Genomic DNA, 24,538 nt, shown 5'->3' on the forward strand with positions numbered 1-24,538 from the left:
CCGGCAGGCAAATGAGGGGCAGAGCCAGCTCGGCAAACCGGCGCCACCCCTCATCCGGCCCTTCGGGCCACCTTCTCCCCGTGAACGGGGAGAAGGCAAGAAAAGCGCGCGCTACTTCGCCGAGCAGAGCTTGTCGCGCGTGGTCGACATTGCCGCCGCCGCCGAGAAGCCGTAGGGCTCGATGATCTTGGCGAACTCACCCGACTTCTTCATCTTTGCCAGTTCGACGTCATAGGCATCACGCAGAGCCTCGTCGCCCTTCTTGAAGGCGGCGCCGTCGCAATAGACCGGCGCACCCTGCACCGGAGCGATGACTTCGAGGTTCGGATCGGCGGCCTTCTTCATCAGATCGTTGATCGACAGCACAGGCAGCGAATAGGCATCGATGCGGCCGTCCTGCACCATCTTCAGGCCGCTCTGGCCGTCCGGCACGACGATGACGCGCTCGCGCGGCACGCCGGCGTTGAGCGCCAGCTTCTCCTCGGTGCCGCCGCCGGGCGCGCCTATGGTGGCGGACGTGTCCTTGGCGACATCCTCGTAGCTCTTGAAGCCTTTCGGATTGCCCTTCTTCACCAGCATCGCCTCGGCGTCGCACAGCACCGGCTCCGAATAGGCGACCGCCGCGCAACGCTCCGGCTTCATGAACAGGCCGGCGGTGACGACGTCGAAGCGGCCGGCCTGCAGGCCGGGGATCATGGCGCCATACTCAGAGATCGAGGCGACGATATCGGCTACTCCGAGACGCTTGAAAATCTCGCGCGCCACATCGGGCGCGGCGCCCGAAACCTTGCCGTCGGCGGCGACCGCCGTGTAGGGTGGCTCGTTGGCGATAGCGACGCGTGCGAACCCTTGCGCCTTGAGTTGTTCGAGCTTCTTGTCCGCGGCCGAGCCCAGGCTTGATGTCGCAAGCACCGCCGTCAGTGCGATGCCAGCGACGCCGGCCAGAATGCCAAATTTCTTCATTGTTCCCAACTCCTTGTTCTTGTCTTGGTTTGCGTGATTTCAGGACGGCTTAGCCGCCTTTGGCATGCGGTCAGACACGGTGTCCGGCCGCGATGATCTTCTTCAGGAACCCTTGCGTGCGTTCCTGCTTGGGATTGCGGAAAATCTCGTCTGGCTTGCCTTCCTCGACTATGCGGCCGCGATCGAAGAACAGCACCCGGTCGGCGAAGTCGTGGGCGAAACCCATCTCGTGCGTGACCAGCAGCATGGTCATGTCGGTTTCGGCGCAGAGCCGCCACAAGACGTTGAGTACCTCCTCGACCAGCTCCGGGTCGAGCGCCGACGTCACCTCGTCGAACAGCATGATCTTCGGCTGCAAAGCGAGCGCGCGGGCGATCGCCACGCGCTGCTTCTGGCCGCCGGACAATTGGGCCGGCATCGCCTTCGCTTTGTCGGCCATGCCGACCATCTCCAGCAGTTCCATCGCCCGCTTCTCGGCAGCGGCGCGCGGCGTTCCCTTGGTCAGCATCGGCGCCAACGTCACATTGTCGATGACGCTCTTGTGCGGAAACAGGTTGAACAGCTGGAAGACCATGCCGGTCTTCTGGCGCATCCGCGCCAGATGGCGCTCGTCGGCCGGCAGCAGCTGGCCGTTGCGCTCCATGTGGTAGAGCTGCTCGCCGTCGATCTGGATGTGACCGCCGTCGATGCGCTCCAGCGTCATCAGGATGCGCAGGATCGTCGTCTTGCCCGAGCCGGAGGGGCCGATCAGCGCCAGCTTCTCGCGCGGCATGACCTGCATCGAGAGGCCGTCCAGGACCTTGAAGCTGCCAAAGCTCTTCGAGATGCTGTCGACCTTGATGATGGGTGCGGATGCGGACAAATGAATTTCCCCGTGCTGGAGAAGGCTGGTACCCTTAACGATGCGGAACGTGCCAAATCATGTCAATTGGGAAAATAATATCATGACAATTATTCCGATTGCGCACATTTTCCAGTCAAGCACAGCCGGCTTTTTGGGCAGGCTTAGATTGCGAGCAGCAAATGCTCGGGATCGCCAAGCAAGAGTTTGGTGACAACGCCGAGACCGGCCCGCAGTTCCCCCTCGGTGGTCGAACCCAGCGAGATGCGTACCGCCGGATGCCAGGGCGCATCCGAAATGCGAAAGGAGGTGCCCGGCGCAATGGCCACGCCTTGCAACCGGGCCTGGGCGACAAAGCTCTCCTCGGAGCGGTCGGCCGGCAGTTGCAGCCAGATATGCAATCCGTCGCGGCGGGCACGGTAGTCGACGCCTGAGAGTACCTCGCCAGCGATATCCTGCCGGCGATGCAACGCCGCGCGCTGCCAGCGCACCAGTTCCATCGCGGTGCCGTCGGTCACCCATTTGGTGGCGATTTCGGCCACCATTGGTGTCGCCATCCAGTTCGAGACAAGATGCCGGTTGGCGACGGCCGCAACGTAACGATCGGGCGCGGCGAGATAACCGATGCGCAGGCCGGGCACGGTGATCTTGGTGAAGGAGGTGACGTAGAGCGTCCGCTCCGGTGCGAAAGCGGCGACCGGCGGCGGTCGATCCTCGACCAGCGGACCCAGCACATCGTTCTCAATAATTGCGATGTCGTGCTTGCGCGCCACCGCCGCGATCTGCTCGCGGCGCGCCGCATCCATGAGCGTTGCCGTGGGATTTATGACGGAAGGCTGGACGAACACGGCGCGGATGTCGGAAAGCCGGCAGGCCTCGTCCAGCGCTTCCGGAATCAAGCCATTGCCGTCAATCGGCAGGCCTTCGAGATTGAAGCCGAGATAACGGGCGAGCGGCACCAGCGTGTGATGGCCGATCGCCTCGGTGGCGACGGTGGAGCCCGGCGGCGCCACGCTCATCAGCGCCACTGTCATGCCGGCGGTGGCGCCATTGGTCAGGCTGATGTTCTGCGGGGAGGCATCGAGGCCGCACAGTTTCAGCCACTCGACCGCCACGGCGCGGTGGCGCGGGAATACCATGTTTGGCCGGAACGACAGCACCGAACTCGACGGCAGGTTTTCGGCGAGCCAGCCCAGCGCCTGCTTCATGCGCTCCAGGTGCATCGGCTCGCAGACCGGTTTCAGAATCGACAGGTCGATGACCTCGCCGAGGCGCTCGGGCAGATAGGGCGGCTCCGGTTCGCGGCGCTGCGTCTGGACGAAGCTGCCACGGCCGATCTCGCCCGAAATCAGGCCACGCCGGATCAATTCCTCGTAGGCGCGGCTCACGGTCTGCACTGACAGCTTGAGATCGTCCGCCAGCCTGCGATGCGTCGGCAGCCGCGCGCCATTGGCAAGGCGTCCGTCATGGATGGCGCGCGCGAACTGATCGGCCAACGATTGATAGGCTGGCCGTCGGATGAGCGTAGGATCGGGTTGCCACAATGTCATGACTTATTAGAGATCGAAATCAGTGCAATTGACAATCGAAATAATGCGCCGTCATGGTACGATCGACGAAAAAGTGAGCGCTGATGACTGCCGCGAAACTCGACGCGATCGACCTTAAAATCCTCGACGCCATCCAGCGTGACGGACGTATCACCAAGCTGGCGCTGGCCGAGCAGGTCGGGCTGTCGCCAACACCGTGCTGGATGCGGCTGCGCAAGCTCGAAAAAGCCGGCATCGTTTCGGGCTATCACGCCCGGATCGCCATGCGCGTCGTGGCGCCGGTCGCCACGGTGCTGATGGAGGTGACGCTGGCCAGCCACCGCCAGGCCGATTTCGACCGCTTCGAGCGCGTCATCCGCGACATCCCCGAAATCGTCGCCTGCTGGTCGGTGGGTGGAGGCGTCGACTACGTGTTGAAGGTGATGGCACGCGACATCGACGCCTATCAGCGGCTGGTCGACGGCTTGCTCGATCGCGAGATCGGCATCGACCGCTACTTCACTTACATCGTCATCAAGACGGTAAAAGATGATGCCGCGCTGCCGATAGCGGACCTGCTGCCGGCACCGACATAGCGCCGGAGAAATGGGCTGCCCTCTCGGTGCAATAGAGAGATTCTCTCTACGGCCAGGCGTTCAAACAGCCTCTCTGTCTGCCGCTGATGGATAGTCTCCCCGCATCAAACCGAACCGGGAGGCTTCGACCATGTCCGCGCATTTCGCCCGCTCGCATCGCCACGAAGCGCTAGACCGGCTCGCCGACCGCCGGCTGCTGCGCGAACTCGCTTACGTCGACGGCCATTGGACGGCGAGTGAGGCTGCGGAGAGCTTCGAGGTCACCGATCCGGCGACCGGCGCCACCGTGGCCTTCGTTGCGGCGCTCGATGCCGGGCAGACCACAAAAGCAATCGACGCAGCCGCGCGCGCCTTTCCGGCGTGGCGGGCGCTGTTGCCGCAGGAGCGCTCGAAAATCCTGCGGAAATGGTTCGACCTGATCATCGCGGCGAAAGACGACCTCGCCCTGCTGATGACATTGGAGCAGGGCAAACCGTTGAAGGAGTCGCTCGGCGAGATCGACTACGCCGCCTCCTTCATCGAATGGTATGCCGAGGAAGCGAAACGTCTCAACGCCGAGAGTGTCACCAGCCATCTGCCGAACGCGGAGATGATGGTGCGGCGCGAACCGCTCGGCGTCGTCGGCGTGGTCACGCCGTGGAATTTTCCGTCGGCCATGCTGACGCGCAAGGCAGCTGCCGCACTCGCCGCCGGCTGCACCATCGTCGCGCATCCCTCCTCGGAGACGCCACTTTCAGCGCTGGCGCTGGCCGAACTCGGCGAACGCGCCGGCCTGCCCGCCGGCGTTTTCAACATCGTCACCGGCAAGGCCGCGACGATCGTTGGACGCATGTGCGAAGACCCGCGCGTGCGGGCCATGAGTTTCACCGGCTCGACCGAGATCGGCCGGCTGATCGCCGCGCAAAGTGCGCCGACGATGAAGCGGCTGGTGATGGAGCTTGGCGGCCACGCGCCGCTGATCGTCTTTGCTGACGCCGATATCGACAAAGCGGTGGCCATCGCTATCGACGCCAAATTCGCCACCTCGGGCCAGGACTGCCTTGCGGCCAACCGCATCTATGTCCAGCGTCCGCTCTACGATCGATTCTGCATCGCTTTCGCCAAGCGCATTGAGGCGCTGCGGGCCGGCAATGGCCTGGCCGATGACATCGACATCGGGCCGCTGATGCATGAGCGCGCCGTCAAGAAGGTCGAGGAACAGGTTGCTGGCGCCATGGGCCTTGGCGCGCGTTGCCTCACCGGCGGCAAGCGGCATCAGGCCGGGCCGCTGTTCTACCAGCCGACACTGCTCGTCGATGTCGCCGACGAAGCGCTGATCATGCGCGAGGAGACCTTTGGTCCGGTCGCCGCGGTGACAGCATTCGACGACGAGGACGAGGTGATCGCCCGCGCCAATGCGACCGAATATGGCCTCGTCGCCTATGTGGTGACAGAGAACGGCGCCCGCCAACAGCGCATGGGCCGCGCGCTCGACTATGGCATGGTCGCCATCAACCGTGTGAAGATCACCGGCGCGCCGATCCCGTTCGGCGGCGTCAAGCAGTCCGGCATCGGCCGCGAAGGCTCGCGCCACGGGCTGGAAGCTTTCACCGACCTCAAATACCTTTGCCTGGATGTGGCGTAGGCTCGCACCCGGATCTCTTTCAAGGAGTCAAAAAGATGCTCGATCAGTCCAACGAACTCGCCGCTTGGGATCGCGACCACTTCTTCCATCCCTCGACGCATATGGGCACGCATGCCCGTGGCGAGAGCCCGACGCGGATCATGGCCGGTGGTGAAGGCGTCACCGTCTGGGACAACAACGGCAAGAAGAGCATCGATGCCTTCGCCGGCCTCTATTGCGTCAATGTCGGCTATGGCCGCCAGAAGATCGCCGATGCCATTGCGACCCAGGCGAAGAACCTCGCCTATTACCACGCCTATGTCGGGCACGGCACCGAGGCCTCGATCACGCTGGCCAAGATGATCATCGACCGCGCGCCGAAGGGCATGTCGAGGGTCTATTTCGGCCTATCCGGTTCGGATGCCAACGAAACCAACATCAAGCTGATCTGGTACTACAACAACGTGCTGGGACGCCCGGAGAAGAAGAAGATCATCTCGCGCTGGCGCGGCTATCACGGCTCGGGCGTGATGACGGGCTCGCTGACCGGGCTCGACCTCTTCCACAACGCCTTCGACCTGCCGCGTGCGCCGATCCTGCACACCGAGGCGCCCTATTATTTCCGCCGCGCCGACCGCTCGATGAACGAGGAGCAATTCTCGCAGCATTGCGCCGACAAGCTCGAGGAGATGATCCTGGCCGAAGGTCCCGACACGGTTGCCGCCTTCATCGGCGAGCCGATCCTTGGCACCGGCGGCATCGTGCCGCCGCCCGCCGGATACTGGGAAAAAATCCAGGCGGTGCTGAAAAAGTATGATGTGCTCCTGGTCGCCGACGAGGTGGTGACGGGTTTCGGCCGGCTGGGCACGATGTTCGGCTCCGATCACTACGGCATCAAGCCGGACCTGATCACCATCGCCAAGGGTCTGACCTCTGCCTATGCGCCGCTGTCGGGCGTCATCGTCGCCGACAAGATGTGGCAGGTGCTGGTGCAGGGCTCCGACAAGCTCGGCTCGCTCGGCCATGGCTGGACCTATTCGGCGCATCCGATCTGCGTCGCCGCCGGGGTCGCCAATCTCGAACTGATCGACGAGATGAACCTGGTGCGGAATGCCGGCGAGACCGGCGCTTATTTCCGTGCCGAACTGGCCAAGGCCGTCGGCGGTCACAAACACGTCGGTGAGGTGCGCGGCGACGGCATGCTGGCAGCGGTCGAATTCGTGAGAGATCGTGACGACCGTGTCTTCTTCGACCCTTCGCTGAAGATCGGACCGCAAATTGCCACGGCCCTTGCCGCAAGCGGCGTCATCGGCCGCGCCATGCCGCAGGGCGACATTCTCGGCTTCGCGCCGCCGCTGTGCCTGACCCGCGAGGAAGCCGACATCGTGGTGGCCAAGACCGCCGATGCCGTGAGCAGCGTATTCGCCAATCTCTGAGACCGACCCATGAATGCCATGACCAAAACCCTCCCCGCCACCATGGCCGCCGTGCTGCTCACTGGGCACGGCGGACCGGAAAAGCTCGTCTACCGCACCGATGTCAAAGTGCCTGCCCCCGCTTCAAGTGAAGTGCTGATAAGGGTCAGCGCTTGCGGGATGAACAACACCGATGTCTGGGTGCGTCAGGGCGCCTATGGTACCGAGGAGGATGCGGACGCGGTGTCGACCTGGCGAAGGCAGGGCAATACGCTGACCTTCCCGCGCATCCAGGGCACCGACACGGTCGGCACCATCGTTGCCGTCGGCGAAGGCGTTTCGCCCGATCGCATCGGCGAACGGGTGATGGTCGATTTCTCCATCTACAACCGCGACGACGATTCACTCGCCGACATCGACTATATGGGCCATGGCCGCGATGGCGGTTATGCCGAATATCAAACGGTGCCGGCTGACAACGCGCATGTCGTCGACACCACCTTGAGCGACGTCGAACTCGCCACGTTCTGCTGCGCTTACCTTACTGGCGAGCAGATGCTGGAACGCGCCGCACTTAAAGCCGGCGAGCGTGTGCTGGTCACCGGCGCCTCGGGCGGCGTCGGTTCCGGCATCGTGCAGCTGGCGCGGGCGCGTGGCGCCATTCCCTATGCCGTCGTCGGCAAAGGCAAGGAACAGGCCGTACTCGACATCGGTGCCGAGGCGGTCATCACCCGTGGCGTCGCAGACCTGCCGCGAGCCGTGACCGAAGCGACCGGCGGCCAGTCGATCGACGTGGTCGCCGATCTCGTCGGCGGCGCGATCTTCAACGATCTGCTGCGCATCCTGCGACCCGAAGGCCGCTACACCACTGCCGGCGCGATTGCAGGTCCGGTCGTCCAACTCGACCTCAGGACCATGTATCTCAAGCAGCTGCAGTTGCATGGCTCGAGCCAGGGCACGCGCGCCGATTTCCGCCGCATCGTTCGCTACATCGAGGAGGGCAAGGTCAGGCCGTTGGTCGGCGGCGTCTACAAGCTGTCCGATTTCCACCACGCGCAGGTCGATTTCATCGCCAAGGATTTCGTCGGCAAGCTGGTGGTGGTGCCCGACGCTGTCGCGGAGCGATCGGCGTAGTCGCGGAAATCCTAGTCCCTTGCTTCTGCCTGCCTTCTCATCGCTGCCATAATCGGAATGGCTTGCAGTCGTGCCAGCAAGGCGCCACAAACGATGACGCTCGCAGCGCCACCGGCCCGGGCATCCGGTCACGGGATACAGGCGAGACATGACAGCCCGAATGATACTGCTCGACGCCAAGCCGCTCAGCGCGGCTGACGTCGCCGAGATCGCGCGGCGCAATGCGCGGCTGACGCTGGGCGAGGAGGCGATGCGGCGCATCCGGGCGAGCCGCGCGCTCATCGAGCAGCTGACGCAACTCGGCAAGCCGATGTATGGCGTCACGACCGGCCTTGGCGCCTGTGTCGACACGCCGCTCGCGCAGGCCGATCTGATCGCCTTCCAGCACAGCGTGCCGCTCAGCCACAGCATGGGTATCGGCCCGGCCCTTCCGACCGAGGCGGTGCGGGCGCTGATGGCCGCGCGCATCTCAGGCATGGCTGCGGGCGGCACCGGTACTTCCGAACGCGTGGTGATGGGCCTCGTGGCGGCGCTCAACGCCGGCGTCCATCCGGTGATCCCCACCTGGGGATCGATTGGCGCGGCGGACCTTGCCCATCTCGGCCACATGGCGCGAGCGCTGCGCGGCGACGGCGAGACGGAATACCAGGGCAAGATCATGCCGTCGGCCGAGGCGCTCGCACTCGCCGGGCTCGAACCGCTCGACCTGCGCGAGAAGGACGGCCACGCCATCATCGTCGCCAACAGCCTGTCGACCGGCACGGCGTGCCTGTGTCTGGAAGACGTCGCCCATCTCATCGACTGGGCGCTGGCCGCGGTGGCGCTCAACTACGAGGCGTTCCGTTCTTCCCTGACCGCGATCGACGAGGATGCCCTGGCCGCCCGGCCGGCGTTCGGCCAGCGCGAGATCGGCGCCCGGCTGCGTGCGGAACTGGCGGGAAGCGGCTTGTTGAAGGACAAAGCGGCGCGGCGGCTCCAGGATCCGCTCAGCTATCGCTGCGTGCCGCAGGTCTGGGGTGGCCTGCTGCCTGCGTTCGAACAGGCGAAGCTGGCGACGGAGATCGAACTGACCCATTCCGGCGACAACCCGGTGATCCTGCCCGAGGACGAACGCGTCGTCTCAAACGGCAATTTCGACCTCACGGCGATGACGTTGGCCTGGGAACATCTCGGCCAGGCGCTCGCCCATTGCGCAGTGGGCACCGCCAACCGCTGCATGAAGCTGATGTCGCCGACAATTGCGGAGTTGCCGCGATTCCTGTCGGCCAGGGGCGGCAGCCGCCAAGGCTACGCTGAACTGCAGAAGCCGCTCGCCGCGCTGGAAGCCGAGATCCGGCATCTCGCCAACCCGATGTCGCTCAGCCCGCTTGCCGTATCGGACGGCATCGAAGACCAGTCGTCGATGGCGCCGCGCGTGGTGGCCAAAACCGCCGAGATTGTCGAGCGCCTGCGCTGCCTCGTTGCTATGGAACTGATCTTCGCGGCGACGGGCGTGGAGTTGCGTGGCGTCGTCGACAGCATGGGCGAAGGACCGCAGCGCACCTTTGCCGCCGTTCGTGCGCTCGTCAGCCCGCTCGACGACGACCGCGAGATGAGCGCCGACATGACTCGGGTCGCCCGTATGGTGTCCGGTCCCCGGGACTGAGCCGGCGCTCCATCCAGCAATCGCGTTCCTATTGGAACGGGCCCCGGAGATTCAGTTGCTCGGCCAAAAGGCAGAAGCGGTCGATCAGCCTGACAAGCGCCTCACCCTGTTCGGCGACAATCTTACCGCGCTCGGGCCGCGGCATGTCAGCCAAGATCCTCCACAACCGGTTCTGCCGATCACAGACGTCTGCCAATTCAGCGCAGTCGTTGGAGGTCAATTTCAAAAGATGATCCGCAGTCACCGGCCCGATGCCGGGAGGCGTGGTCGCTCCAAGCGAAAGATAGCCTGGCGGCACAGTGCCTTTTGCATTCGTCACTGTCTTGCGGCAGAGGACATCGAATATCTGGTCGACGGCCTGCTTGGCGCCGGCGACGCGCGAGGGATGATCCGTGTCGGCCGCCGCATGCGGCAGGAGCTCAAGCCTGGCGCCATGCCTCTCGACGAGATCGAGATAAGGCAGCATCGGGCCGGACAGGCTGCCAGTGGAGGCATCCTTGAACAGGTCGGCATCGATCGCGGCGTGGCGCACCTGCCCTGTATTCAGGGCGTCGCCCAAGGCCGCGACGTCGACGAGTTCGCCGCGATCGTAGTTGACCAGCACGGCGCCGCTTTTCATGCGAGATAAAATGTTCATACCGATGAGCCCGGCATTGGCATAGCGGCCGGTCCGCGCATCCTGCTTGCCCAAGCCGACATGAACGCTCAGCACATCGGCGCCTTGAGCCGCGTCGGCGAGGTCCGCCGCATAGGCAAAGCCCTCGGCTTCTATCCAGTCCCGATGCCGAGGCCGCGCATGGATCACCACGCGCATGCCGAAAGCGCGGGCAAGCTTGGCCACCTCGCGGCCGATATTGCCGTAGCCGATGATCGCAATCGTTTTGCCTTCGAGCTTTTCGGTGGGGAAATCGCGCAGTTCCCTGCCGGTGTCGAAGGCGCCCCGCGCCACCCGGTCGTGAAGTGTGTCGACCGGGAGATCCGGCAGCACTTTCAGGATCGCCTTCATCACCATCTGCGCGGTGGCGCGGCTGTTGATGCCGGGCGTGTTCATCAGCACCGCCGAGCCGCCCTCGCCACTGCCGCCGCCCCACGAGCGCGAGCCCATATTGCCGGTGCCGGCGCCGATCCGCACGCCGGCCAGCGGAAAAACGGTCTCGGCAGGCAGGAAGGTGGCGGCGGCAATGACGGCGTCATAGCGTCCGTCACCGGCGGCCTCGATCAGCTCTTCGCGGGTGCTGAGATCCGGCTGGTAGAAGAAATGCACCCGGCCAGGTTCGAGAGCGGTCTTGTCGCCAAGTCCGGTCGCATGAAAGCGGCCGCCCTTGGCTTCGATATGGGCACACACCTCCGAAGGGTCTGGCTTTCCATCAGCGTCGAAGCGCAGGCCGATCAGGTCGCAGACCAGAACGGCGTAGGCGCGTTGCGGATCGATCGGCTCAACGGCGTGTATGTCTGTGGTCGCGGTCACGTCGTTCCCTCATGCAGGACGGAGGCCTACTGATAAAGCAGGCGCTGAATAACCAGAACCTATCCGCCCGGAATGGTGCGGGATCGATCACCGGCGGCAGACCAGCGGCGAGTTGCGACACGATCTTGCCGGTGACCGCACCGCCGATCAGGCCCTGATGGCCATGGCCGAGATGGCACGCGGCACCGCCTTTCAGGTACAGTGCGATGCCGTCATTGGCCCTTGAACGGGCAAGCCGGACGCGCGTAAAATCGCGCTATCTGATTGAGTCTGCTACATTCGTTCGGGCTAATGTCCGGATTGGTCTGGGTATTTTCCTTGCACACGGATGCAACCAGCGCGGCCAAGCGCGGCAAATCATTTGCCCATGTGGCGGAAGCCTCCTGGGGCAAGGGCGTCAGCACGTTGCTGCGCATTGTGCGCATGACGCTGCGCCATCCCTGGCAGGTTGCTATCACCCTCATCTCGACCTTTGTCGCAGCGACGCTGCAGCTCTTCATTCCGCGCCTCTTGGGCCGCGCCATCGACCAGGCGCAAGGGGTGATGGCCACGGGTGCCGGCACCGCGGCCGAGCACGCGCTCTGGACTACCGCGCTGACGCTGCTGGTCGTCAGCATCCTGCGCGGCCTCTTCACCATGGCGCAGAACTACTATGGCGAGGCCGTCGGCCATCAGACCGGCTATGAGCTGCGGCTCGCCTTCTACGAGAAGATCCAGCGGCTGAGCTTTTCCTTCCACGACAAGGTCCATACCGGCGACCTCATCACGCTCGGGCTGCTCGATCTCGACGGCGTGCGCATGTTCTTTTCCACCGGCATCCTGCGCGTGGTGCTGCTTGGCGTGCTGATCGGCGTCGGCGCCTATTTGTTGATCAGCACCGATCTCGTGCTCGGATTGTTGAGCCTCAGCTTCGTGCCATTCGTCGCCTGGCGCTCCTCGGTGACGCAGCTCCGGCTGCGCAGCACCTGGCTGACGCTGCAGGAGCGGCTGTCGGTGCTGAGCCGGGTGATGGACGAGAATCTCGGCGGCATCCGTGTCGTGCGCGCCTTCGCGGCTCAGCGGCATGAGCTGGCAAAGTTCGACCGCGCCAAGCAGGATGCGCTGGAGCTCGCCAATGAGCGCGTCGACATCCGCGTCTCCAACACCAGCGCCATGAACTTTTCGTTCCTGGCCGCCATGGGCCTGGTACTGTGGTTCGGCGGCCAGAAGGTGATCGCGGGCCAGATCAGCGTCGGCACGCTGGCCCAGTTCCTCACCTTCATGACCATATTGCAGATGCCGGTGCGCCAGCTCGGCCTGATGGTCAACTCCTTCGCGCGCGCCTCGACCTGCGGCACGCGGCTGTTCGAACTGCTCGATGCGGAGCTCGACATCGAGGACGCGCCCGATGCCAAAGATCTGGTCATCACCGACGGCGTGCTGCGCTTCGACAATGTCGGCTTCCGCTATGAGGGCGCCGGCGAGCGTCCGATGCTTTCCGGCCTTTCCTTCGAAGCCAGGCCCGGCGAGACCGTCGGCATCGTCGGCCCGCCCGGCAGCGGCAAGTCGACGATCGCGCATTTGATCCCGCGTTTCTACGACGTGACCTCAGGCGCGATCACCATTGACGGGCAGGACATCCGCAAAGTCACGCTGCAATCGCTGCGCAAGGCTGTCGGCGTCGTGCAGCAGGACGCGTTCCTGTTCACCACCTCGATCGAGAACAACATCGCCTATGGCAATCCCTGGGCGCGCGAGACCCGCATCGGGCAGGCCGCCGAGTATGCCCAGTTGCACAATTACATTATCGGCCTTCCGGCCGGCTACACCACGGTCGTCGGTGAACGCGGCGCGTCGCTTTCGGGCGGTCAGAGGCAGCGCCTGACCATCGCGCGCAGCCTGATGCTGCGGCCATCGGTGCTGGTCTTCGACGATTCCACGGCCGCCGTCGACGCTGGCACCGAGCAGCGGATCCGGGCGGCGATGAAGCGCTTCGCCAGGGATCGCGTGACGCTCATCATTTCGCATCGGCTGAGTTCGCTGATGCATGCCGACCAGATCCTGTTCGTCGAGGGCGGCCGGATCGTGGAACGCGGCACGCATGAGGAATTGCTGGTGCTCGGCGGACGCTACCGCGCGCTTTACGACCTGCAGCTGCGGCCGGACGAAGATCGGCTCGAGGGAGCCGCCTGATGTCGACACAGGACGACGACGAGAAGGAAGACACAAGCCGGCGCCCGACCAAGGCGGTCGTCGGCTCGCACCGCGATGAGGAAGAGGTCTTCGGCAAGGCCTACGATCCGCGCATCGTCAGGCGCATCTGGAGTTTCGTCAGACCATATCAGGGCCGGATCTTCATCTCGGTCGCCGCGGTGCTGGTGTTCACGCTGACGCAACTGGCGATCCCGCTGGTCATCCGCTACGCCATCGATCACGGCATGGCGCCAGGCAAGCTCGACCGATCGGTGATGATCTCCGCGATCGTCGCTTTTGCCGTCATCATCCTCATCAACTACGCCGCCAGCCATGTCCAGGAGAGCGTCGTCGGCAAGGTGGCCGAAAACGTGCTATCCGACCTGCGTCGTGCCATGTTCAGCCACCTGCAGCGGGTCTCTCTCGGCTTCATGGACAGGACCGAGGTCGGCCGGCTGATGTCGCGCCTGCAGGGCGACGTCAATTCGATGCAGGAATTCCTCGAGACATCCGTGATGTCAGTGGGCGACATCGTGCTGTTGTTCGGCATCGTCACCGTCCTGCTGTGGCTCGATTTCCGGCTCGGCCTGCTGACGCTGTCGACCATGCCGATGCTGTTCATCGTGCGCCTGTTCTGGCTGCCGCGCGCCAAGGTCGCCTTCATGGCGGCGCACGAGACCAACTCCATCGCCAACGGCGCGCTTGCCGAAGGCATCCATGGCGTGCGCACCGTGCAGAGCCTGGAGCGCCAGCATGTCAATTTCGACCTCTATGACGAGAAGGTGCTGGCCAACCTCAACGCCCATTTGCGGTCCGCGAAATATGCGCAGGTGATGGTGCCGATCGTCGACACGCTGACCGGCATCGCCATGGCGACCGTGATCGTCGTCGGCGGGTCGATGGTGCTGTCGCACAGTCTCGACATCGGCGTGATGGTGGCGTTCCTGTTCTACATCCAGCGCTTCTTCGACCCGATCCGCTCGCTCACCATGCAATACAGCGTCATGCAGCGCGCCATGGCTTCGGGCCAGCGTATCTCCGAAGTGCTCGACGTGCCGGTGGATGTCAGCGACAAGGAAAATGCGGTGGCGCTGTCGCGCGACATGGACGGCTCGGTCGAGTTCCGGAATGTCATTTTCGGCTACCGGCCGAACCAGCCGGTGCTGAAGAACGTCTCCTTCCGCGTCAATTCGGGCGAAACGGTCGCGCTTGTCGGCCCGACCGGATCGGGCAAGTCGAGCTCGATGGCGCTGGTGCACCGCTTCTACGATGTCTGGTCGGGGGAAGTCCTGGTCGGCGGTCATGATGTGCGCGACCTGACGCAGGATTCGCTCGGCGACCAGGTGGCCATGGTCCTGCAGGAGCCGTTCCTGTTCTCCGGCACCGTGCTGGAGAATATCCGTTATCACAAGACCGGTGCCAGCCGTGAAGAGGTGGTGCGCGCCGCCCAGGCCGTCGGCGCGCACGACTTCATCGAGCAATTGCCTGACGGCTACGACACCGAGCTCGAACAGCGCGGCGGCAACCTCTCGCTCGGCCAGCGCCAACTGATCAGCTTCGCGCGGGCGCTGGTGGCCGACGCCAAGATCCTCGTCCTCGACGAGGCCACGGCCAGCATCGATTCCTACACCGAAATGCTGATCCAAAAGGCGCTGATCAAACTGCTGGAGGGCCGCACCGGGCTGGTCATCGCGCATCGCCTGGCCACCATCCGCGGCGCCGACCGCATCATCGTGCTGCAGAACGGCGAGATCGTCGAAAGCGGCAATCATGAGCAGCTGATGAAGAGGAAAGGCCTCTATGCCCGCCTCTACAATATGAACTACGCTTCCTTCGACGACATTTCCGCGGAAGAGATGGGAATGGACGCGGCGGCCGGCAAAGCAACGTAAGCTCGTGCTGGCGGGGTGCGAACGGACGGATTGCTTCCATACCCCCTTGCCGAGAGATCCCCTGATGTGGCCGCTGACCCGCACGCCGTCCTCGGGACCGTGAAGGCCCGATTTCGTGAAGGAACGTGTGCGGGGAGGCGCGCGTTCTTTTCCATATGTCTCGAATGAAAAGGAGACATGCTTATGAGAAAGCCAAGCGTATTCCTCTGTTCCATCGTGTTGACGTTGGCCACGAGCGCTGTCCCGTTTGCCACTGTCGCCGATGCCGCAGTCACCAGGCATCACTATGTCCGCGTCACCACCGCCCATAATGGCCACACGCACGCCGCGAGCCGCGGACACAGACATCGTTACGTTTGGGTTGATGCCGGTTGGACCGGCGGGAATTCGACCGATAACAGCAACTGGATGGACAGCTATTACAATGGTTACGGCAGTTACCGTGGGTATGCCGGCGACTTTTGCGGCACCATCGCATGGACGCTCGACATATGCAGTCCCCACGGCCCCTGATTCCTGACCGTCGGTGGCCAACGAAGTTTGCTGGTATTACGCCATTTCGGGACGTCTTGACGCCTCGCGGATCGCCTTGTGCACGCTGCGCTGCAAATCCATGAAGGCCGGAGTTTCCATCACCTCTTCCCGGCGCGGGCGCTCGATGTCGACGTTGAAGGTCTGCATGATGCGTCCCGGGCCGATCCCCATGACGATGATGCGATCCGAGAGGTAGACGGCCTCTTCGACGTCATGCGTGACGAACAGCACTGTGAGCCGATGCTCTTCCCAGATCTGGGTCAGCAGTTCCTGCATCTGATGCCGCGTCAAGGCATCGAGCGCACCGAAGGGCTCATCCATCAGCAGCATCTTGGGGCGATAGGAGAGCGCGCGCGCGATGGCGACGCGCTGCTTCATGCCGCCCGACAGTTCGGACGGGAAACGATCAGCGCTTTGCGACAGCTTGACGAGGTCGAGATGCTCGAGCGCGATCTCGCGGCACGAGGATCGGTCATAGCCGGCCGCCTTGAGGGCAAACTCGATGTTCTGCCGCGCCGTCAGCCAGGGAAGCAGCGTGTAGGACTGGAACACGACACCACGGTCGAGACCCGGTTGCATGATCGGTGCGCCATCGATGCTGAGGTCGCCGGCATCAAAATCCTGCAGTCCGGCGACGATCGACAGCAACGTGCTCTTGCCGCAGCCCGACGTGCCGACGAGAGAGACGAACTCATTGTCGGCAAGGTCGAGATTGATGTCCCGCAGCACTTGCGTACGCCGCTCGCCGGTGCCGAAGCTCTTGTCGAGACCGGCGATGCGCAGTTTGGGAACTGTCATCGGCGGTTCCTCATTGCGGGTGGCCTTCCTGCCGGAACAGTACCTTCTCCAAGGCCTTCATGACCTGGTCGGTAATGAGGCCGAGCACGCCCAGCAGCAGGATGTAGCCGATGATGGTGTTTGTCTGGAAATAGCGCTGCGACACGGTGATGCGATAGCCCAGGCCGGATGTCGCCGCGACGAGTTCGGCCAGCACCAGCCAGGTCCATGCCCAGCCGAGGCTGATGCGCAGCGTGTCCCAGATGCCCGGCAAGGCACTGGGCACGACGATGCGCGTCAGGATCTTGCGGTCCGGCAGACCGAGCGTGCGGCCAAGGCCGATGAAGTCGGTAGGAACCCGTTTCACATTGTCCATGACCATCAGCACTTGCTGGAAGAAGGTGCCGATGAAGATAATCAGGAATTTCTGGGTGTCTCCGGTACCGGCCCACAGGATGGAGAGCGGCACGAAGGCGACAACCGGCATATAGCGGATGAAATCCACCAGCGGCTCGATGGCCGCCTCCCAGGAGCGGAAACTGCCGATCAGCACGCCGATCGGTATGGACAATGCCGAGGCGAGAAGAAAGCCGATGGAAATGCGGTACATCGAGGCCCTGAGGTCCAGCCACAAGGTACCGTCGGCCGCGAGCTTGGTGATCTGGGTCGCGACGCTGCCTGGCGACGGCAGGAAGATGGGTTTCACCCATTCCAGCCCGGTCGCCGCCCACCAGGCGAGACCAAGGCCGACAAAGACAGCCACCGCTATCGCCAGGAAACGCGACCTGGCGATGGGCACGCCGATCCCGGAGGATCGGCGACGCCTCGCCGGTTTTGCGGCGGGCGCCGGCGTCGGGCGGGCCAAACCGGTTTTCGCGGGAGGCTCCCCGGACATCTGCGTTACCACCGCGATCCGGATCTCGTCATTGCGCCGCCTTGACGAAGGACGGGTCGATCATCTGCTCCGGCGTCACGTCGGCCTGAAGTAGCTTGGCGTTCTTGGCGGCCGCTTCGACGTCGGCGAATGTCTTGGTGGTAAAATCGCCGGTGAGCGCCGTCTTGTTTTCGGCCAGGGAATAGTAGCGCACCCCGTCGAAGGCGGTGTTGAGGTCCTTGACGTCGGAACCGACAGCCTTGGCGATGATGGCGCGGCCGCCCGGGGTGTCGGCCTTGTAGTCCTTGAGCGCGGCGTCCCAGCTCTTGATCATGGCCAGCACCTGGCCGGGCCGAGATTTGATCACCTCGTCGCGCACCACCAGGACGTCGCTGATCAGGCCGGGATCCTCGCCGGCGGTGAACAGCAGCTTGACATCCTTGTTTTGCGCCATGGCGACAGTGAGGTACGGCTCGTAGGTGACCGCGACCGGCACCTGGCCCGCGATCAAGGCGCTGCCGGCGTCGGCGGCAGGCATTGGAACCGGCTGGATATCGGCTACCGACATGCCGTTCCTGGCGAGCGCGTATTTGAGCAGGATGTCGCTCGTCGTGCCTTCCTCGAAAGCGACCTGCTTGCCCTTGATATCGGCGATGGAGGTGATGTCCTTGCCGGCGACGATGGCGTCGGCCGTCATGGAGACATCAAGCAGCAGCACGATCTTTACCGGCAGGCCGGCCGCAACCATGCCCATCGCCGTGTGGGTGGCGATGTTGGCGGCGTCGAGCTGGCCGCTTGCGAGTGCCGCGTTGATATCCTTGTCCTCGGCGAAATTGACGATCTGGACGTCCGACAGGCCGTTCGTCTTGAACAGGCTCTTGGCCTCGGCGACGTGCCACTGGCCATATCCAAGCCAGGGCTCGATGCCGATCTTGAACGGACCGGCCTCGGGCGTCGTGGGAATGGCCGCATCGGTCGCATGGGCCGCCGGGGCGGCGGTGAGCCCGACGGCAACGGCCATCACCAATGCGCGAAATTGTCCTGCTAGGTTGAGCATCATCTTTCGTTCCCCTTGATGATCAGACCGCTTTTACCCAGGCATCCGGTCTGGTGAGACTGCGGGGTTCTGCTCTTGCGGCACTGTGCCTCGGCGTCTTGCCCGCCACTTCATGGTTGAAGTGCCGACATATCTCAGCGTCAGCGGCAGCGGATGTCAAGGCTGAAATACATACATGCATATACAAGTTGGTGGAGTCCAATTTTACGTTTGAACCGTCGAATCTCCCGCCCGAGTGCTCACGCTTTTTCAGGATCGATCCGATCGAGAAAACCGGTCATCCGGTCGGTTCCGCCATCGGGCGCGCCGCGACCATTCCTTGCTGTTGGAACTCGAGCGTCGCGGCATGCTGCCGGTGGATTGGCGAGCAATGCTGCGATCAGGACCTTTCCTGTCGCCGTGAAATCTCGGCTTGCATTGGCTCGTTGGCTTCAGCTTGCCCTGGAAGGCGAGTAGCGGCTGCCGAGCGAGTAGCGGCTGCCGGCATAGGTCAGCTTGCTGATCGTGGCCACGACCGCCCCCGTCCACGTTCGGCGATGCAGGAGAAGGCAGCAACTGCCGACATCGATGCCGAGATGCTGCGCCGTCTCCTTGTCGGCCGGGATGGCGGAGATGATATGCTCGACCTCGGTCACCGGGGTCTTCTGCATGAGGTAGTCGTAGGTCGCCGTCCTGGTGAAGTCCTGCTTGTCGTAGTCGGGGATCAGGTTCGGATTGACGAAACGCTCCTCCAGTTGCACCGGCAGGTCGTTCTCGAAATTGACGACGACGGAGTGATAGACCGAGGTGCGCTTGGCAAACTCGAACGACAGCGCGAGTTCCTTCGTGGGCACGATGGTTTCGAGGACGAGAACTTCGGAGCGATGCCTGTTGCCGCGCTCGACGATCTCGGCGGCGATGTTGTTGATCTCGATCAGCGTCGATTGTGGCCGGGGTGGCGCGATGAACGTGCCGACACCTTGCAGCCGGATCAGGAATCCTGCGGCGGTCAGTTCCCGCAGGGCCCGGTGAACCGTCATCCGCGACACACCCAGCGAAACCACCAGCTCGTTCTCGGACGGCAGCTTGCGATCCTTGCCCCATTTGCCCGTTCCGATGTTGGTCAGGATGTAATCCTTCACCTTCTCGTAAAGGGGGCTCGCCGTGTCGGGCAAATCGATCATCTCAAAAATCCTTTCCGGCAGGTTGCCGCACGCGGATGATTGTCTTCAAGCCATCGCTCTTCCCGGCCAGCAGCCGCTCATAGGCGGCTGGAATCTCGTCCAGGCCGATCTCGCGATCGATCAGGGCCAGCAGCGGTTCACTTAGTTCGCCCAGCATCCGCACGGCCTCTGGCAATTCGTCGGCGAAGGCATGGCATCCGAGCAATGCGATCTCGCGCTCGACCAGAACATTGGGGTCGATGTCGAGCCGGCCATGGAAGATGCCGACCATCGCCACCGCGCCGCCGGGATCGAGAACGCCGAGCAACTGGTTGAATGCGGCGATGCTGCCCGTCGCCTCGACGGCCGCCAGCAGCGGGGCATTGGCGGTCGCGGCTGCAATGGCATCGCGGTCGAGATCGACGATGGTGGCGCCGGTCACCCGCGCCACCCGGGCGCAGCGGTCCCAGTTGCGGTCAGCGACAAGCACCGTGCCGGCGGAGGTTCGGGAGAGCAGCAGCGCGGCGAGACCACCGATCGGACCGCAACCGACGACAAGCACCGAGCCCGCCGTTCTCGGCAACCGCCGCACCGCGTGCAGCGCGACCGCGAGCGGCTCGGCCATGGCAGCGACCCGCTCGTCCAGACCGGCGTCGATGACATGCAGCAGACGTGCGGGCAGCACCGCCTGTTCGGCAAAGCCGCCATCGCAGATTTCGCCGACGAAGCCCAGCGAAGTGCAGAGATGCCGCTTGCCGGCGCGGCATTGCGTGCAATCTCCGCACCAGAAGCGGGAATCCGCGACCACCCTATGGCCGACGGCGACGGTATCGACGCCCTCGCCCAGCGCGATCACCGTGCCGGTCAGCTCATGGCCAGCTGTCGAAGGCGACCGGCTTATCCATTGGCCGGTGCGGAAATTGTGCAGATCCGAACCGCAGATGCCTGCGGCATCGACCCTGAGCTTCACCCAGCCGGCATCCGGAATGCCTGGCGCGGCGATATCCTCGACGCGCAGATCGCCCGGTCCATAAAGTCGTGCCGCCTTCATCGTGATCGTCTCCGCTCAGCCGGCGAGATAGCGGTCGCGGATTTCCGAAACCGCGTTTTCGTGCGAACTGAAGCCCTCGTAGCGGGCGAGCCTGCGGGCATGCAGCGCCAGTTCCGGATAGGCGGCCGAGGTGACATAGCCGACCGACGAACGCTTGACGAAATCCGTTACCGAGAGCGGCCCATAGGTCCGCGCCCAGCGGCTGGTCGGCAACACGGCATTCGGCCCGAGGACAAAATTGGCGAGGGTGACCGGCGTGTGCGGACCCATCAGGATTTCGGCCGCTTCGGTGATGTGGCCGAGATGCGCGAACGGCTCCTTCGAGAGTATCTCGAGATGTTCGGGCGCATAGTCGTTGATGAAGCGGTAGGAGTCTTCCAACGACGCGGTCAGCACGATGCCGCCGCGCTCTCCCGTCAGCACCGCGCGCGAGAATTCCACACGCTGCTCGGTCATGCGCGACCAGTGGTCGGGAAGTGCAGCAAGTGCTGCTTCGGCAACCTTGCGGCTGTGCGTCACCAGATAGGCCGAGGAATCCGGCCCGTGCTCGGCCTCGATCAGCAGATCGAGCGCGGCAAGGCCTCCGTCGACGCTGTCGTCGGCAAAGATAATGGCTTCCGACGGCCCGGCCGGCAGACCCGTGTTGATGATCGAGGACAGCACGCTCTTGGCCGCCACCACCCAAGGGCTGCCGGGGCCGACGATCTTGAGCGCCGGCTTCACCGTCTCGGTGCCGTAGGCGACCGCGGCGACGGCTTGCGCGCCGCCGCATTTGTACACGGTCTCGACGCCGGCGAGGCGAGCGGCGACCAGCGTGGCCGCGTCCACAGAGCCATCCGAGGTTGGCGGCGTCACGATGGCGATCTGTGGCACGCCGGCAATGACAGCCGGAACCGACGTCATCATCGTCACCGACGGAAAGGCGCCTTTGCCGCGCGGCACGTAGAGCGCGACCGATGCGATCGGTGTATACCGGTCGCCGGCATAGGCGCCCGGCCGGACCTCCTTGAGCCACATGGTCTCCGGCTTCTGCTCTTCATGAAAATGCCGGATGTTTTCGATGCCGAACCTGATGCTCTCCACGACATCCTTCTCGACCTTGTCGAAGGCGGCATCGAATTCCGCTTCCGACACTTTCAGTCCGCCTTCGGCCACATTGGCCTTGTCGAAGTCCCTGGCGAACCGGATCAGGGCGGCGTCACCCTCGTCCCTGACCGCCTGGATGATCGGACGGACCTTTTCGACGAAGACCGACAGATCGCTCTCGGCGCGTTTCAGCAGACCGGCCCGCCGGGTGGCATCGAGGGATGACAGATCATGGAAGCTGATGTCGGACATGGTATTCCCTCCTGTTGGAACGCAATGTGCCGGCCGGTCACATTGCGGAAGACTCTGTTTTCAAACCTAGGCGAGCCGCCTCAGATCGATGCGAGGAAACCGCCATCCACCGGAATGGACTGGCCGGTTATGTAGGCTGCGGCATCCGAGGCAAGGAACACGGCGATGCCGTGCAGATCGCGCAGATCGCCGAAACGATGCTGCGGAATCTTGGCGAGCATGGATTGCTGCCACACCTCGTTGCCGTAGAACACTTCCGTCATCGCCGTCCTGAAATAGCCCGGGGCGATGGCGTTGACCCTGATGCCAAGTTCCGCCCATTCCACTGCCAGCGCCCGTGTCATGCCGAGCAGGCCCGATTTCGACGAACCGTATGGCACCGCCGTTGGAATGCCGACTTCTGAAGTCAGCGAGCAGAGGTTGATGATAGCGCCGGGCCGCCCGGCGTCCCGCATCTGCCGCGCTGCCGCCTGGGCGCAGAAAAACGCCCCTTTGAGATTGGTATCGATGATCCGGTCCCAGAGGGGCTCGTCGACGTCGAGCGAGGGCCGGACCTCTTCCACCCCGGCATTGTTGACGAGAATGTCGAGGCCGCCAAGCAGGCGGGCTGCCTCGGCGATGGCCGCACGGCACCGGCCGACATCGGTCACGTCAAGGGCAATGGCATGCGTGACCCCGCCGGCGGCGCGGATGGCCGCCACCGTCTCACCGAGCGAGTCCCGGTTACGCGCTGTGACCGCGACGTCGGCGCCGGCGGCGCTCAGCGCCTCGGCGATGCTGCGGCCAATGCCGCGGCTGGCGCCGGTGACAAGCGCCTTCCTGCCCGAAAGGTCGAAAAGAGAAGCGTTGCGCATTGATCCTCCTTGGCCGCTCCGGTTGCGTGGCAGAGAGACTATCAGATCGACTTGCATATACAAGCATGTACAAACAGCCTCGAGTGAGATTGAGGGTGACGTTATCCGCCGCACGCGCGATCACAAAGTTAGCTCGTTCATACGAGATGCCACGGGCGGCGATTGTTCGAGGTTTGTCCAAGACGATAATAGGCCGGCGATGGGGGAGACCAACATGTCCAAAGCTGTGATTTCCGAAAGCCCTGCAGAATTGCCTGGCGTATCCGACAAAAAAGTCTGGGTCTGCCGTGCGTGCCGGATATCGGGCAGTTGAAAGCCGGTTGCCCGTCAAGCCCGCCGCCCTATCGTGAGAGCCTGTCATATGCTGGAAAGCAGCCCGCCCAGGAGCCTCTATCGCGAAACGGCTGGCGGCGCCGGCAATTACCCCGCCCTTGCCGGTCCGCAGCAGGCAAGTGTCGCCATCGTTGGCGGTGGCTTCACGGGCCTTTCCACCGCCTTGCATCTGGCGGAAGCCGGCGAAGACGTCTGCGTGATCGAGACCCATCAGCCGGGATGGGGAGCGTCGGGCAGAAATGGCGGCCAGGTCAATCCCGGCCTCAAATACGGTCCGGACACCATCGAGGCGATGTTCGGCCCGGAGCTTGGGCCGCGGATGATCGAGTTCTCCTACGGCGCGCCGGATTTCACCTTCGGTCTCATCAGGCGCCTGTCGATCGATTGCGAGGCCCGGCAGAACGGCACCATACGCGCGGCGATCCGGCCGAAGCCGGCAGCCTCCGTGCGGGCCGCGGCAACGCAATGCGAGCGGCGGGGAATGCCGGTTGAAATGCTCGACGCAAGGGCGATGGCGGCGCGTATCGGCACGGATAGGTATATATCCGGCATGTTCGATGCCCGCGGCGGCGACCTCCATCCCTTGAAATACGCGCTTGGCCTGGCAGCCGCCGCGCAGAAGGCCGGCGCGCGGATCTTCGGCGGCAGCGAGGTGCTCTCGCTGAGCAGGCAGGCCGGACGCTGGGTCCTCGAGACGGCAGGCGGTTCCGTCAGCGCCGAGAACGTCCTGATCGCGACCAACGGCTATACCGGAAACCTGTGGCCGGGCCTGGAGCAGTCGCTCGTCCCGGTGTTCAGCGCCATCGCGGCGACCGAGCCGCTTGCGCCGGCAGCCGCGGCGGCAATTCTCCCCGAAAGGCCCGTCATCTACGAAGCCGGCAACATCACCGTGTACTATCGCATCGACGCCCAGAACCGGCTTCTCATGGGCGGCCGGGGCCCGATGAGCCCGATCGGCGATGCTTCCGCCATCCGCTACCTCACCCACCATGCGCTACGGCTCTGGCCGTCGCTTGCTGGAGCCGGGTGGACACATGGCTGGAACGGCCGGGTCGCGATCACCAAAGACCATCTCCTGCACGTTCACGAGCCGGAAGACGGGATCTTGATCTGTCTTGGCTACAATGGCCGCGGTGTTGCCATGGCCTCGGCGATGGGCGCTGCCCTGGCGCGGCGCCTGCGGGGCGACGAGACATCGCCGTTTCCGATGCCGATATCGCCGCTCAAGCCAATCCGGTTCCATCGCTTTTGGCCGCTTGGCGTCAAGGCGGCGATCCTTTCTGGCCGGATGAAGGACCGGTTCGGGCTTTGATGAGAAGA

At 64.0% G+C, this 24,538-nt stretch carries 19 protein-coding genes; 8 read left to right on the forward strand and 11 right to left on the reverse strand.

The features are described 5' to 3' along the window. Positions 1-111 precede the first annotated feature (111 nt). The 3 genes from ehuB to FJ941_RS12100 all read right to left on the reverse strand — a co-directional run bounded on the left by ehuB (position 112) and on the right by FJ941_RS12100 (position 3,354). A complete protein-coding gene (ehuB, locus tag FJ941_RS12090) occupies positions 112-963 on the reverse strand; it encodes an ectoine/hydroxyectoine ABC transporter substrate-binding protein EhuB (RefSeq protein WP_140505767.1) in 852 nt (283 codons plus the stop codon). A gap of 70 nt (positions 964-1,033) precedes the next feature. Beyond that, complete coding sequence (ehuA, locus tag FJ941_RS12095) at positions 1,034-1,825, reverse strand: ectoine/hydroxyectoine ABC transporter ATP-binding protein EhuA (protein WP_027145205.1); 792 nt, start codon at positions 1,823-1,825, stop codon at positions 1,034-1,036. A 143-nt stretch (positions 1,826-1,968) separates the two neighbouring features. Continuing rightward, a complete protein-coding gene (locus FJ941_RS12100; RefSeq protein ID WP_140505768.1) occupies positions 1,969-3,354 on the reverse strand; it encodes a PLP-dependent aminotransferase family protein in 1,386 nt (461 codons plus the stop codon). An 83-nt stretch (positions 3,355-3,437) separates the two neighbouring features. Between FJ941_RS12100 and FJ941_RS12105 the strand changes: the two genes are divergently transcribed. The 5 genes from FJ941_RS12105 to hutH all read left to right on the forward strand — a co-directional run bounded on the left by FJ941_RS12105 (position 3,438) and on the right by hutH (position 9,726). After that, positions 3,438-3,929 carry an Lrp/AsnC family transcriptional regulator gene (locus FJ941_RS12105; RefSeq protein ID WP_140505770.1) on the forward strand — a complete coding sequence of 164 codons (492 nt, stop codon included), beginning with the start codon at positions 3,438-3,440 and terminating at the stop codon, positions 3,927-3,929. Positions 3,930-4,059: 130 nt separating this feature from the next. Beyond that, positions 4,060-5,553, forward strand: a complete 1,494-nt coding sequence (locus FJ941_RS12110) for an NAD-dependent succinate-semialdehyde dehydrogenase (protein ID WP_140505772.1) — start codon at positions 4,060-4,062, stop codon at positions 5,551-5,553. Positions 5,554-5,588: 35 nt separating this feature from the next. Further along, complete coding sequence (locus FJ941_RS12115; RefSeq protein ID WP_140505773.1) at positions 5,589-6,968, forward strand: aspartate aminotransferase family protein; 1,380 nt, start codon at positions 5,589-5,591, stop codon at positions 6,966-6,968. A 9-nt stretch (positions 6,969-6,977) separates the two neighbouring features. Beyond that, complete coding sequence (locus FJ941_RS12120) at positions 6,978-8,081, forward strand: alcohol dehydrogenase family protein (RefSeq protein WP_140505775.1); 1,104 nt, start codon at positions 6,978-6,980, stop codon at positions 8,079-8,081. Between the two features lie 148 nt (positions 8,082-8,229). Then, complete coding sequence (gene hutH / locus FJ941_RS12125) at positions 8,230-9,726, forward strand: histidine ammonia-lyase (RefSeq protein WP_140505778.1); 1,497 nt, start codon at positions 8,230-8,232, stop codon at positions 9,724-9,726. 28 nt (positions 9,727-9,754) lie between these two features. On the opposite strand, the gene FJ941_RS12130 is transcribed toward hutH, so the two are convergent. Then, a complete protein-coding gene (locus tag FJ941_RS12130; protein WP_140505780.1) occupies positions 9,755-11,194 on the reverse strand; it encodes an NAD(P)-dependent oxidoreductase in 1,440 nt (479 codons plus the stop codon). Positions 11,195-11,512: 318 nt separating this feature from the next. On the opposite strand from FJ941_RS12130, the gene FJ941_RS12135 reads away from it, so the two are divergent. Further along, positions 11,513-13,366 (forward strand): ABC transporter ATP-binding protein, encoded by a 1,854-nt coding sequence (locus FJ941_RS12135; protein ID WP_140505782.1) that lies wholly within the window; start codon positions 11,513-11,515, stop codon positions 13,364-13,366. After that, on the forward strand, positions 13,366-15,258 hold the full coding sequence (locus tag FJ941_RS12140) for an ABC transporter ATP-binding protein (protein WP_140505784.1): 1,893 nt from the start codon (positions 13,366-13,368) through the stop codon (positions 15,256-15,258). Before FJ941_RS12135 ends, FJ941_RS12140 begins: the two co-directional genes overlap by 1 nt. Positions 15,259-15,807: 549 nt before the next feature. Here FJ941_RS12140 and FJ941_RS12145 read toward each other — a convergent pair. The 7 genes from FJ941_RS12145 to FJ941_RS12175 all read right to left on the reverse strand — a co-directional run bounded on the left by FJ941_RS12145 (position 15,808) and on the right by FJ941_RS12175 (position 22,885). Further along, a complete protein-coding gene (locus FJ941_RS12145) occupies positions 15,808-16,590 on the reverse strand; it encodes an ABC transporter ATP-binding protein (RefSeq protein ID WP_140505786.1) in 783 nt (260 codons plus the stop codon). 10 nt (positions 16,591-16,600) lie between these two features. Then, positions 16,601-17,368: an ABC transporter permease gene (locus FJ941_RS12150; protein ID WP_181165849.1), complete on the reverse strand. Its 768-nt coding sequence runs from the start codon at positions 17,366-17,368 to the stop codon at positions 16,601-16,603. Positions 17,369-17,492: 124 nt separating this feature from the next. Next, on the reverse strand, positions 17,493-18,500 hold the full coding sequence (locus FJ941_RS12155; protein WP_140505906.1) for an ABC transporter substrate-binding protein: 1,008 nt from the start codon (positions 18,498-18,500) through the stop codon (positions 17,493-17,495). A gap of 431 nt (positions 18,501-18,931) precedes the next feature. Next, complete coding sequence (gene hutC, locus FJ941_RS12160; RefSeq protein WP_140505789.1) at positions 18,932-19,663, reverse strand: histidine utilization repressor; 732 nt, start codon at positions 19,661-19,663, stop codon at positions 18,932-18,934. A 1-nt stretch (position 19,664) separates the two neighbouring features. Continuing rightward, positions 19,665-20,693 (reverse strand): zinc-binding dehydrogenase, encoded by a 1,029-nt coding sequence (locus FJ941_RS12165; RefSeq protein WP_140505791.1) that lies wholly within the window; start codon positions 20,691-20,693, stop codon positions 19,665-19,667. A 15-nt stretch (positions 20,694-20,708) separates the two neighbouring features. Next, the gene (gene hisD / locus FJ941_RS12170; protein WP_140505793.1) at positions 20,709-22,031 is read right to left on the reverse strand and encodes a histidinol dehydrogenase; all 1,323 of its coding nucleotides are present in this window, start codon (positions 22,029-22,031) and stop codon (positions 20,709-20,711) included. An 80-nt stretch (positions 22,032-22,111) separates the two neighbouring features. Beyond that, a complete protein-coding gene (locus FJ941_RS12175; RefSeq protein WP_140505794.1) occupies positions 22,112-22,885 on the reverse strand; it encodes a glucose 1-dehydrogenase in 774 nt (257 codons plus the stop codon). Positions 22,886-23,246: 361 nt separating this feature from the next. On the opposite strand from FJ941_RS12175, the gene FJ941_RS12180 reads away from it, so the two are divergent. Next, entirely contained in the window at positions 23,247-24,530 is a 1,284-nt protein-coding gene (locus FJ941_RS12180) for an FAD-binding oxidoreductase (protein ID WP_140505796.1), read from the forward strand. Positions 24,531-24,538 lie beyond the last annotated feature (8 nt).

Origin of the sequence: Mesorhizobium sp. B2-3-13 (assembly GCF_006442195.1) — a bacterium.
In the GTDB taxonomy this organism is placed as follows: domain Bacteria; phylum Pseudomonadota; class Alphaproteobacteria; order Rhizobiales; family Rhizobiaceae; genus Mesorhizobium; species Mesorhizobium salmacidum.